This is a genomic window from Exiguobacterium sp. s138 (assembly GCF_018618775.1).
Classification (GTDB): domain Bacteria; phylum Bacillota; class Bacilli; order Exiguobacteriales; family Exiguobacteriaceae; genus Exiguobacterium_A; species Exiguobacterium_A artemiae.
Map to the genome: position 1 here is coordinate 140,032 of NZ_JACSMW010000005.1, position 12,602 is coordinate 152,633.

Genomic DNA, 12,602 nt, shown 5'->3' on the forward strand with positions numbered 1-12,602 from the left:
TTGAATGAAAAGGAGCTGACTCAGATGCAACAATTATTGACATTCCTCCCGATGATCTTGATCTTCGTGGTGTTTTATTTCTTGTTGATTCGTCCACAGAACAAACGCCAGAAGCAAGTGCGTGAGATGCAAACCCAGTTATCACGCGGTGACTCGATCGTAACGATCGGTGGCCTTCATGGGGTCGTACAAAAAGTAGATGAGACGACAGTCACATTGAAATCGGGTAACGCTCAATTGACGTTCAACCGTAGTGCGGTCGCAGAAGTTACGAAAAAAACTACGACTGTCATGGACGACGAAATCGTCGAATAAGGCTAGAAAAAGACGCTTTCCGAATTCGGAAGCGTCTTTTCTGTTTTTATATGAGAAAAACGATTGCTAAGATTACTAATTCTTATGTAAGCTAGGATAGGATAAGAAAGTTGTCTGAAAATATACTGGGATTGAGAGAAAGGACAATGTAGCATGATTAAGAAGGGAAAACTGGCCACGTTCTTCATCATCGTTGCCGCGCTGCTCGTTTTGATTGGCACGACATCGAATTGGCTCTTAAAAGACACAAAACTCGGTCTGGACTTAAAAGGCGGATTTGAAGTGTTGTATGAAGTACAACCGTTGAAAAAAGGTGACGTCATCGATGCCAATGCGATGAGCGCAACACTGACGGCAATCGAAAACCGGGTCAACGTACTGGGTGTCTCAGAGCCGGATATCCGGATTGAAGGAGACAACCGGATTCGTGTTCAACTAGCCGGTGTCAAAAATCAGAGTGAAGCCCGTCAGATTCTATCCTCGACAGCCGAATTGTCATTCCGGGACATCAACGACAAAGTGTTACTTGATGGTTCAGACTTAAAGGCTAAAGGCGCAAAAGTCGGATACGATCCGCAAACAAATGCACCGCTCGTCGAACTGACAATGAAGTCGAAAGAAAAATTTTATGAAGTGACACAACAAGTATCAAAAATGCAACCGCCCGCCAATCGTCTTGTCATTTGGCTCGACTATGAGAAAGGCGATACGTACGAAAAAGAGATTCAAAAAGAAAACTCTAAAATTGTCTCCGATGCATCGGTCCAACAGCCGATCAACTCGGATAAAGCCATCATCTCCGGTGGTGACATTACAGCAGAATACGGGAAGCAACTATCCTCCATCTTAAACGCCGGAGCACTACCGGTTAAGCTGGATGAAATCTACTCGACGTCTGTCTCGGCCGCATTTGGTCAAGATGCCCTCGACCAGACTTTGTTTGCGTCGATGATCGGTGTCGCAGCCGTCTTCTTGTTCATGTTGCTGTTTTACCGGGTATCCGGTTTCGTATCGATCATTACCTTGTTGTTCTACATCTATCTCGTCATGATCTTCTTTAACGGAATTAACGCCGTCCTGACCTTACCGGGAATCGCGGCCCTTGTCCTTGGAGTCGGGATGGCGGTAGATGCCAACATCATCACGGCAGAACGGATCAAAGATGAACTCCGAAGCGGGAAATCTGTCTTGTCTGCTTTCAAAGCCGGTAACCGCCGCTCATTTGGTACGATTCTTGATGCCAACTTGACGACGTTGATTTCTGCAGGCGTGTTGTATTACTTCGGAACGAGTACCGTCAAAGGATTCGCGATCATGCTGATGGTCTCGATTGCCGTCACGTTCGTCACGAATGTTTTCATCTCACGTTACCTGATGCAACTTCTCGTCAGCAGCCGATGGTTTGATAAGAAGAAAACCTGGTTTGGCGTAAAGGAGAGTGAAATTCGTGAACTTTAATCCTACGAAATTTGATTATGTAAAACACCGGAACATTTACTTTATCATCACGATTGCCCTTGTCGTCATTTCTGTTTTGTTGCTCACACTCCGCGGCCTGAACCTCGGAATTGACTTTACAGAAGGAACACGGGTTGAAATTTCTTCAACGAACACGATTAAGGAATCAGAGGTTCGTTCCGTTATCGAAGATGCCGGAATTGACGCAGCGGAAATTAACGGTGTTCAATTTGCGCAAGGCGGCAAGCTCGCGAACGTGACGTTCGTCGGAGAATTCGATCAGCAACAAATCTCGAAAATGAAACAAGCGATTGAAGCGAAATACAAGAAAGAACCAAGCATCTCGACTGTATCTGCCCAGGTCGGTCAGGAGATTGCCCGTAATGCAATTTATGCCGTTTTACTGGCGTCGCTTGGGATCGTCATCTACGTCTCGTTCCGTTTCCAACCGTTATACGGGATTGCGACTGTTCTTGCGTTGCTCCATGACGCCTTGATGATCATCGCCTTCTTCTCGCTGTTCCAGATTGAAGTCAATCTGTACTTCATCGCAGCGATCTTGACCATCATCGGGTATTCGGTCAATGATACGATTGTTACGTTCGACAGGGTTCGGGAAAATCTCGCCCATGCTGAAAAAGGCGGCCGACAAGTGACGTTCAGCGAATTGTCGCATATTGTCAACGAATCGATTCAACAGACAATCATTCGTTCAATCAATACTGTCGTCACAGTCATCATGACGGCAGCGGCGCTCTATATCTTCGGCAGTGAAGCGATTCGTGGATTCAGCCTTGCCTTATTGGTGGGTCTGATCATGGGGATGTATTCTTCAATTTTCATCGCAGCCCAATTGTGGCTCGTCATGAAAGGCCGGACGCTCAAATCATCTAAACAAGCCTCATGACCTGACCCGTGTTAGCTATCGCTAACGCGGGTTTTGTTCTATAATGATGGAGTTGATTGGAGGGATTGGATGTATCATTCAAAGAAAACATGGATCGACAAAGACGTCGATTCGCTTAAAATAGACGAGTTAGCCGACCAGGTGAACGTATCCCGGCAAGTTGCGCACTTGCTTGTTCAGCGGGGATTTGATACCGCCGATCAAGCCAAGGCATTTTTGGAAACGGATCAAACGGCATTTCACGATCCTTTTTTGTTCCAGGATATGACCAAAGTGATCACCCGAATTCAGCAGGCGGCAGATGAAGGTGAAATGATTTTGATTTACGGCGACTACGATGTTGACGGTGTGAGTTCCGCTGCGATTTTATGGCATGCGCTGATTGAAATCGGTGCGATGGCGGAATGTTATATCCCGAATCGTTTTACGGAAGGTTATGGACCGAACGAGGCGGCGTTCCGCTGGGCAGCAGAAGAAGGATTCGGTCTCGTCATCACGGTCGACTGCGGGATTTCCGGCATCGAGGAAGCGGCTGTTTTAAAAGAACTCGGCGTCGATTTAATCATTACCGATCACCATGAAGCAAAAGATGTCCTGCCGGACGCTTTTGCTATGATTCATCCGGGTGTCGATTCCAACTATCCGTATTCGAAGCTCGCCGGAGCCGGTGTAGCCTTTAAGGTCGCTCACGCGCTGCTTGGGCGTGTGCCGGAAGAATTGCTTGATTTGGCTGTACTCGGAACGATTGCCGATTTAGTCCCGCTTATCGGCGAAAACCGTTTGCTTGCAGCAAAAGGAATTGAAGCATTGAATGCCAGTGAACGGCCTGGCATCCTGGCGTTACGGAAAGTTTGCAGTCTCGTCGAAGACGAACTGACGGAAGAATCGGTCGGATTTGCCTTTGGACCCCGGATCAATGCGGCCGGACGTCTTGACTCGGCGATGCCAGCGCTTGAGATGCTGCTTGCGGAAACGATGGAAGAAGCGGAACCGCTCGCCGAGCAACTCGATCAGCAAAACAAACAACGGCAGGATATCGTCAAAAAAATTGCCGAAGAAGCGACGGCACTCGTGGAGCAACATTATCTGTCCGATCGTGTTTTAGTCGTTGATTCCGATCAATGGAATCCCGGTGTCGTCGGAATCGTCGCATCCCGGCTCGTTGAAAAGTACCATCGTCCGGTCATTCTGTTGTGTCACGATGCAGAAAAAGGGACGGCTAAAGGATCAGGACGTTCGATTGCAGCCTTTGACCTCTTTGCCGAGTTGAATCAGACGGCTGACATCTTACCGCACTTCGGAGGACATCCGGCGGCTGCCGGGATGACATTGTCATCAGAAAACGTCCCGGTGTTACGAGAACGGTTGAATGCCCAAGCGGCAAGTCTGCCGGACGAAGCGTTTATCGCCACGACGGAGATTGATTTACGTTTACGTGTCTCGGATGTCTCGATTGGCTTGATTGAAGAAATGGGACGGTTGTCTCCGTTTGGTATGGGAAATCCGTCGCCGCGTGTCGTCGTCGAAGGCGCCAACATTCGGGACTTGAAACGAATCGGGCGTGATTTAACGCACTTGAAGGTTCTTGTGACGGACGGGAAAACGGAACTCGATGGTATCGGATTCGGGTTTGGAGATGCCGTTGACGAAGTATCATCGCTCGCTGAAGTTTCATTGATGGGGAGTCTGAACATCAACGAATGGAACGGTTTCCGTAAACCGCAACTGATGATTCAGGATCTGGCCGTCGTGGATTATCAATTGTTCGATTACCGCGGTGGGAAAAAACCATTAACGGATTTATTTGAACTTCCGCACGACACGACGACATTTGTTGCATTTTCGGAAGAAACACAATCCAAATATGCCGAGCGTCCGCTGAACGGAGAGGCGAAGGCAAATGTTGTCTTTTTGGATTTGCCCGAAGAAGAAGCAGCTTTCTTGCCGTATTTAAAAGATGCCGAACGGATTTACTGTGCGTTTAAGGATGAAGGGTACTATTTCGAGACGATTCCGTCACGGGAAGAGTTTAAACATTATTTCAATTACTTTGCGAAATGTCCCCGTGCCGAGCTCCGAATCGGGCTTGTTCGTTTGTCGAAATCGCGAAAATGGTCGAAACGTTCGATTAACTTTATGCATTCAGTGTTTTCGGAACTTGATTTTCTTGTTACAATGGAGGACGGGCTGCCGGGTGTAAACCCGAATGCTGAAAAACGGGACTTGACGGAAGCAACGACGTACAAGCGTCATGAGGAACGTCAACGTCTTGAGCAACAATACATTTATTCGTCACTCGCTCAGTTGAAAGAGCGTTTTGATACTTTGGTAGAAGCGGCGAAGCAGGAGGAAATGACATGGAGTTCAAACAGCATATAAAAGAGGTCGAAAACTGGCCGAAAGAAGGAATCAGTTTCAAAGATATCACATCCCTGATGCAGAACGGTCCTGCTTATAAGCAGTCAGTCGATGCATTGATCGACTATGCCCGTAAGCAAGGCGCGGACGTCATCGCCGGACCGGAAGCACGCGGATTCGTTGTCGGATGCCCAGCAGCATACGCGATGGAAATCGGATTTGTTCCAGTTCGTAAAGAAGGAAAATTACCGCGTGAGACAGTCCGTGTCGAGTATGGTCTTGAGTACGGGAAAGATGTCTTGACGATGCACCACGATGCAATCCAACCAGGACAACGCGTCGTCATTCTCGATGACCTACTGGCAACAGGCGGCACGATCGAAGCGACAATCAAAATGATTGAGCAACTCGGTGGAACGGTTGCCGGAATCGGATTCCTGATTGAACTTGACGGTTTAGGCGGACGTGAAAAATTAGAAGGATACGATATTTTATCCTTGATTCGTTACGCAGATTAATGAATAAGCAATACCTTCTCGGCAGTGGTCGGGGGGGTATTTCTTTTTATTTTGACATATTATCAAAATTTCACGATAATAGAGGATATATATTAGGGATTCAGCGTAATCAATCCCGGGGACTGGGTGAGGATAAGGGATGACAAATAAACAAATCGTAAATGTAGAAGACCTTCTCGCTCGATGTGCGGAGTACATGACAGAGGCAGAAGTCAAAGATATCGAACGTGCCTATCAATTCGCAAAAGACGAGCATGAAGGACAATTTCGTCGATCGGGTGAACCTTATATCATTCACCCGGTTCAAGTGGCTGGGATACTGGTAGATATCGGACTCGACGCGACGACGATTGTTGCCGCTCTTCTTCATGATGTCGTCGAAGACACTGACATTACGCTGGAAGAACTCACGGAACGATTCGGAGCAGATGTCGCGATGCTGGTCGATGGCGTGACGAAACTCGGGAAGATCAAATACAAGTCCAAACGAGAAGAATTGGCAGAAAATCACCGGAAGATGTTTATTGCGATGGCAGAAGACATCCGCGTGATTTTGATCAAGTTAGCCGACCGCCTGCACAACATGCGGACGCTTCAACATATGGTCAAAGAGAAACAAGTCCAAAAAGCAGAAGAAACGCTTGAAATCTTTGCGCCGCTCGCGCATCGACTCGGGATTTCGACGATTAAATGGGAACTCGAAGACATCAGTCTGCGTTACATCAATCCGCAACAATACTACCGGATTGTCTCGATGATGAAACAAAAGCGGACGGAACGCGAAGCGCTCGTCACGTCTGTCATCGATGAAGTCAACGAAGTACTCGAAGAAGTCGAGATCGCAGCCGAGGTGGATGGTCGTCCGAAACATATCTACTCGATCTACAACAAGATGCAGAACTCGAAAAAAGAATTCAGCGAAATCTATGATTTGATGGCCGTGCGAATCATCGTCGACTCCATCAAGGATTGTTACGCGGTTCTCGGAATCATTCACACCCAATACAAACCGATGCCGGGACGCTTCAAGGACTATATCGCGATGCCTAAACCGAACATGTACCAGTCGTTGCATACAACGGTTATCGGGCCGAAGGGTGAACCGCTTGAAGTGCAAATTCGGACACGCGATATGCATTTCATCGCCGAATACGGAATTGCCGCACACTGGGCTTACAAAGAAGGAAAAGAGCAAGAGGCGAAGTCAGGTTTTGAAGATAAAATCGCCCACTTCCGTGAAATTCTGGAGTTACAAAAAGATACCGCCGATGCGGAAGAATTCATGGAGTCGGTCAAAGTCGACTTCTTCAGCGATATGCTGTACGTCTTTACACCAAAGGGTGACGTCATCGAATTGCCGAAAGGGTCGGTGCCGATTGATTATGCCTACCGGATCCATACGGAAATCGGACACCGGACGATTGGAGCAAAAGTCAACGGACGGATGGTGCCGATCGATTACAAACTGAAGACCGGTGACATCATTGAAATCGTTACGTCGAAACACAGTTATGGACCAAGCAAGGATTGGCTCAAGATTTGTGTATCGAGTCAGGCGAAAAATAAAATCCGTCAATGGTTCAAACGGCAACAACGGGAAGAAAACGTCTCGAAAGGTCGGGAACTGATTGAGGCGGAAGTAAAAAAACTCGGCTTTGAACCAAAGGATGTCATCAACGATAAGACACTTGAGGACGTGACACGGAAGTTCAACTTCGGTCAAGAAGAAGATATGTATGCTGCCGTCGGATATCACGGTCTGACCGCTGCCCAAGTCGCGCATAAATTGACGGAAAAATTGCGCAAAGACAAAGAGTCAAAAAATCTTGAATTAAACGAAGCCATCAGTGAAATGAAGACGTTTGACCGACCGAAGAAACAAAATCCGGAAGGCGTTCGTGTCAAAGGCATCGACAACATGCTGGTCCGCATGAGCCGTTGCTGCAACCCGGTTCCGGGTGATGATATCGTCGGGTATATTACCCGCGGTCGCGGTGTTTCGATTCACCGGTCCGATTGTCTGAATGTGATTCATGAACAGAATCCGGAACGGTTGCTTGAAGTCGAATGGGAACATGAAGGCAAGACGGTCAAGAGTTATAACGTCGAAATCGAAATTTCCGGTTTTGACCGGGCGGGTCTGTTAAATGATGTCCTCCAATCGGTGTCCGCGATGAACACGAATATCGTAGCTGTCAGCGGTAAGGGAGACGACAGCAAACAGGCCAAGATTTCAATGACGATCGCAATCGACAACGTCAATCACCTGCAAAAGGTCGTCGATCGAATTAAACAAATATCAGACGTGTATGCCGTGCATCGCGTCATGATGACATAAGGAGCGGATAGAAATGCGAGTCGTATTACAACGGGTCAAAGAAGCAAGCGTGACGGTCGAAGGGACGGTTGCCGGTCAAATCGATCAAGGATTTCTTTTACTCGTCGGGGTCACGCATGACGATACGCTGGAGCAAGTCAACTGGTTGGCGGACAAGATTGCCGGGTTACGTGTGTTCGAGGATGAAGAAGAACGGATGAACCGGTCGCTTCAGGATGTCGAGGGGAAGATTTTATCGGTGTCCCAGTTCACCTTATACGGAGACGTCAAAAAGGGCCGTCGCCCTGCTTTTACAGAAGCGGCCAAACCTGATGTTGCAAATGAGTTGTATGAAGCGTTCAACGCTCGTTTACGTCAGCAGGGAATCATCGTCGAGACCGGACAGTTCGGAGCGATGATGGACGTTGCGCTCGTCAATGACGGACCGGTGACGTTGATTCTTGAAAAGTGACCAAAGTCTTGACAGGATCTTTTGGACGAGGCAATATAAAGGATAACAGAACGAATTAAGAACCGATGACGAAGAAGAGTAATTTAGATCTCGGCTGCATAGAGAGTCGCTCCCCGGCTGAAAGGGCGATCAGACGAACTAGATGAAAGACCCTTTTGAGGTATTTTCCTGAAACGAACAGAGTAGGGGAAATCGTAGGCAGGCGTTAACTGCACCGAGTGGCTGAGATTTTTCAGCAACCAGGGTGGTACCACGGGATCTTTAAGTTCTCGTCCCTTTGCGGACGAGGGCTTTTTTTGTATTCAAAAGGAGGAATTAGGATGAAATTACCACGCGGAACGTTTGATGTACTTCCCGGTACAGTGGAACGTTGGCAGTATATTGAAAACCAATTGCGGGAGATCAGTAAACGGTATAACTACAAAGAAATCCGGACACCGATTTTCGAAGAAACAGAGCTGTTTAAACGCGGTGTCGGTGAGACGACGGACATCGTTCAAAAAGAGATGTTCATGCTTGAAAAGCGCGGCAAAGAACAATTTACGCTTCGTCCGGAAGGGACGGCAGCAGTCGTTCGGTCATTCGTGACGAATAAACTGTACGGTGCTGCCAATCAGCCCGTCAAACTCTTTTACATCGGACCGATGTTCCGTTATGAACGCCCGCAAGCCGGACGTTTCCGTCAACTGCACCAATACGGTGTCGAGGCACTCGGCAGTGAAGAGCCGGCCATCGATGCAGAAGTCATCAGCCTGGCGATGAGCATTTACCGCTCATTCGGACTGAAAAAACTGAAGCTCGTCATCAACTCGCTCGGAGACAGCGAAAGTCGTGCCGCACACCGGGAAGCACTCGTCAACCACTTTAAGCCGGTCGCTCACGAGTTATGTCAGGATTGTCAAAACCGTCTGGAAGCGAATCCGCTTCGCGTACTCGATTGTAAAGTCGACCGGAATCACCCGAGTATGGCGACAGCCCCATCGATTCTCGACTTTTTGAATCCGGCTTCGAAAGAGTACTTCGATCAAGTCCTGTTGCATCTGGATGCGCTTGGTATCGAATACGTGATTGATCCGACCCTTGTCCGCGGACTGGATTACTATAATCACACGTCATTTGAAATCATGTCGGAAGCAGAAGGGTTCGGCGCGATTACGACACTTTGCGGGGGCGGACGTTATAACGGACTCGTTGAACAAATCGGCGGACCGGCCACACCGGGAATCGGATTTGGAATCGGAATCGAACGTCTGTTGATGGCGCTTGAAAATGAAGGGGTCCTGCCGGAAATCGATGATGCAATTGATGTCTTCATCGTCGCGCAAGGCAACGATGAAGTTGAAAAAACGGCAACACGCCTGTTGCAGTTGATGCGTCTTGAAGGACTTGCCGCAGACCGTGATTATCTCGGACGGAAGTTTAAGGGGCAATTCAAATCGGCAGACCGTTTGAAAGCCCGTTTCACCGTCATCCTCGGAGACGAAGAAGTCGAGCGCGGAGCGGCTGCGTTAAAAGACATGTCGACCGGCGAACAGATTGATGTACCATTATCTGCTGTTGCCGATACGATTGTCGCGAAATTAAAGGAGGAAGTACAATGATCGGACGTACACACATGAACGGAACCGTAACAGAGGAAACGATCGGCCAAGCCGTTCAACTAAAAGGATGGGTCCAAAAACGACGTGACCTCGGGGGATTGATTTTCCTCGATCTTCGTGACCGGACCGGTATCGTCCAAGTCGTCTTCCAACCGGAAAACGAACAGGCACACCGTTTGGCGGAATCGATTCGCTCGGAATACGTGCTCGACATCAAAGGGACAGTCGTCCAGCGTGAAAATCCGAACCCGAACATCCCGACCGGCCAAGTCGAAGTCGTCGCAGACGAAGTCATCATCTTAAACGCTTCGAAAATGACGCCGTTCCCGATCAGTGAAGAAGCGGAACAGACATCGGAAGACCTTCGTCTGAAATACCGCTACCTGGATCTCCGTCGTCCGTCATTACAGGAAACATTTCGTCTGCGTTCGAAAGCTTCGAATATCATGCGGAACTTCCTCGACGAACAGGACTTCCTCGAAGTTGAAACACCGATCTTAACGAAATCGACACCGGAAGGCGCGCGTGACTATCTCGTTCCGAGTCGTGTTCACCCGGGTGAGTTTTACGCCTTACCGCAATCACCGCAGTTGTTTAAGCAATTATTGATGGTATCCGGCTTTGAGCGGTACTTCCAAATCGCCCGTTGTTTCCGTGATGAAGATTTACGGGCCGACCGTCAACCGGAATTCACACAAGTCGATATTGAAACAAGTTTCATGGACGTCGAAGATCTGTATGCGATGATGGAATCGATGATGACGCGTGTCATGAAAGAAACACTCGGAAAAGACATCACGACGCCGTTTCCGCGGATGCCGTATGCGGAAGCGATGAGCCGGTTCGGTTCAGATAAACCGGATACGCGTTTCGGTCTTGAATTGATTGATGTCGCGGAAGCCGTCACAGGAGCTGGCTTCAAAGTCTTCGACATGGCGCTTGAATCAGGTGGCGAAGTCAAAGCCTTGAATGTCAAAGGGGCAGCCGATCAGTTCTCCCGTAAAGACATCGATAAATTACAAGAGTTTACAGCAATTTATGGTGCCAAAGGCCTTGCTTGGGTTAAAGTGACCGCTGACGGACTGAACGGGCCGATTGCGAAGTTCTTTGATGAGGCAGCAACAGCCCGACTCGTCGAAGCGACGACAGCGGAAGCTGGTGACTTACTTGTGTTCGTCGCGGCAAAAGCATCAATTGTTGCCGACAGTCTGGGTGCCCTTCGTCAAAAACTAGGAAAAGAACTCGGCTTGATTGACGAAACCGTCTTCAACTTCCTGTGGGTAACGGACTTCCCACTCGTGACGTTTGAAGAAGCGGACAGTCGTTTTTATGCGAACCACCACCCGTTCACGATGCCGCGTCGGGAAGATCTCGATAAACTCGAGACAGACCCGGGCAGTGTCCTCGCTGTTGCCTATGACCTTGTCTTGAACGGTTATGAGCTCGGTGGCGGATCACAACGGATTTACGAACGTGATATTCAAGAGCGGATGTTTAAATTGCTTGGCTTCACGGAAGAAGAAGCAAACGAACAATTTGGTTTCCTGATGGAAGCATTCGAGTACGGCACACCACCGCACGCCGGTATCGCACTTGGTCTTGACCGTCTGATCATGCTGCTTGCAGGCCGGACGAACTTACGCGATACGATTGCGTTCCCGAAAACAGCTTCTGCGAGCGATCTGTTGACAGCGGCACCAAGCCCGGTTTCAGACGCACAATTGAATGAACTGTCGATTCGGACAGCAGTCAAACAATCATAATACCAACAGATTTCCTTCGATCCTGAAGGGAATCTGTTTTTTTTATAAGGGGGACTGGAGATGGAACGGATATTTTTTGAACGGTCACCGGTTGAGGTGGCACCAGAATTGTTAGGGAGTCTGTTGACGGTCGAACACGTTACGATGCGGATTGTCGAAGTGGAGGCGTACCTTGGTCCGCACGATCAAGCCGCCCATTCCTACAGTGGACGACCGACAAAACGGACCGCGCCGATGTTTGGCCCGGCCGGTCATATCTATGTGTATTTCACCTATGGCATGCATCATTGTTTGAACATCGTCTGCGGGGAAGTCGGACAAGGATATGGGATTTTGCTTCGCGGAGCGGAAATCATCACCGGACACGATTTAGTTGCTGACCGCCGTTTTGGGAAGCCGTATGCGGAACTGACCAAAACCGAGCAAAAAAATCTCGTCAACGGTCCCGCTAAATTATGTCAGGCCTTCGGATTGAGAACGGACGATTCAGGTGCTGATCTCTACACGGATCACCGGTTTCAGATTGAGAACGGTCAAGCGACTGAAATCGTCCAGACGACGAGGATCGGGATTCCGAATGCGGGAGAAGCAACAGCGTATCCATGGCGGTTTTACGAACGGGAAAGCAATGGGGTCAGTAAAAAATAAACCGTATAAAAAAGATGTACCGCTGATGGATACATCCTGGCATCAAAAAACGTGTTTCTCTAAGAAGAGAAACACGTTTGCTGTTTTATCGTTTTGGTGTGTTGATTGATTTTTTAGATTGTTGCTTTTTATAGAATTTGTAGACGATCGGTCCAACCGTCGTAGCAAGCGTGATCAATGTTCTTAATTTCCCTTTTTTAGCAGCCATGAAATGTTTCACTCCTTAGTAAGTTGTACTAATCATA

Annotated in this window: 9 protein-coding genes, 1 pseudogene and 1 other annotated feature; of the genes and pseudogenes, 9 read left to right on the forward strand and 1 reads right to left on the reverse strand. The window is 48.5% G+C overall.

Annotation, left to right across the window (positions count from 1 at the left end):
- The first annotated feature begins 24 nt into the window (after positions 1-24).
- From yajC to KNP91_RS12070, 9 genes and pseudogenes are all read left to right on the forward strand, one after another.
- Positions 25-315 carry a preprotein translocase subunit YajC gene (gene yajC, locus KNP91_RS12025; RefSeq protein ID WP_012370963.1) on the forward strand — a complete coding sequence of 97 codons (291 nt, stop codon included), beginning with the start codon at positions 25-27 and terminating at the stop codon, positions 313-315.
- A gap of 153 nt (positions 316-468) precedes the next feature.
- Positions 469-2,680 (forward strand): annotated as a pseudogene (gene secD / locus KNP91_RS15730) (protein translocase subunit SecD).
- Positions 2,681-2,749: 69 nt separating this feature from the next.
- Positions 2,750-5,059, forward strand: coding sequence for a single-stranded-DNA-specific exonuclease RecJ (recJ, locus tag KNP91_RS12040; protein ID WP_214850236.1), 2,310 nt, complete (start codon positions 2,750-2,752; stop codon positions 5,057-5,059).
- Positions 5,038-5,556, forward strand: coding sequence for an adenine phosphoribosyltransferase (locus tag KNP91_RS12045; protein WP_012370959.1), 519 nt, complete (start codon positions 5,038-5,040; stop codon positions 5,554-5,556). The genes recJ and KNP91_RS12045 overlap by 22 nt, the downstream gene beginning before the upstream one ends.
- Before the next feature lie 139 nt (positions 5,557-5,695).
- Positions 5,696-7,894: a RelA/SpoT family protein gene (locus tag KNP91_RS12050; RefSeq protein ID WP_214763538.1), complete on the forward strand. Its 2,199-nt coding sequence runs from the start codon at positions 5,696-5,698 to the stop codon at positions 7,892-7,894.
- 13 nt (positions 7,895-7,907) lie between these two features.
- A complete protein-coding gene (dtd, locus tag KNP91_RS12055) occupies positions 7,908-8,345 on the forward strand; it encodes a D-aminoacyl-tRNA deacylase (protein ID WP_012370957.1) in 438 nt (145 codons plus the stop codon).
- 56 nt (positions 8,346-8,401) lie between these two features.
- Positions 8,402-8,625: a binding site (T-box leader), on the forward strand.
- A 40-nt stretch (positions 8,626-8,665) separates the two neighbouring features.
- Positions 8,666-9,946 carry a histidine--tRNA ligase gene (gene hisS / locus KNP91_RS12060; RefSeq protein ID WP_251136027.1) on the forward strand — a complete coding sequence of 427 codons (1,281 nt, stop codon included), beginning with the start codon at positions 8,666-8,668 and terminating at the stop codon, positions 9,944-9,946.
- Positions 9,943-11,709: an aspartate--tRNA ligase gene (gene aspS, locus KNP91_RS12065; RefSeq protein WP_012370955.1), complete on the forward strand. Its 1,767-nt coding sequence runs from the start codon at positions 9,943-9,945 to the stop codon at positions 11,707-11,709. Before hisS ends, aspS begins: the two co-directional genes overlap by 4 nt.
- Positions 11,710-11,769: 60 nt before the next feature.
- Positions 11,770-12,357, forward strand: coding sequence for a DNA-3-methyladenine glycosylase (locus KNP91_RS12070; protein WP_012370954.1), 588 nt, complete (start codon positions 11,770-11,772; stop codon positions 12,355-12,357).
- An 85-nt stretch (positions 12,358-12,442) separates the two neighbouring features.
- Here the strand turns inward: KNP91_RS12070 and KNP91_RS15825 are convergent, their stop codons facing one another.
- A complete protein-coding gene (locus KNP91_RS15825; RefSeq protein WP_012370953.1) occupies positions 12,443-12,565 on the reverse strand; it encodes a hypothetical protein in 123 nt (40 codons plus the stop codon).
- Between the last annotated feature and the right edge of the window lie 37 nt (positions 12,566-12,602).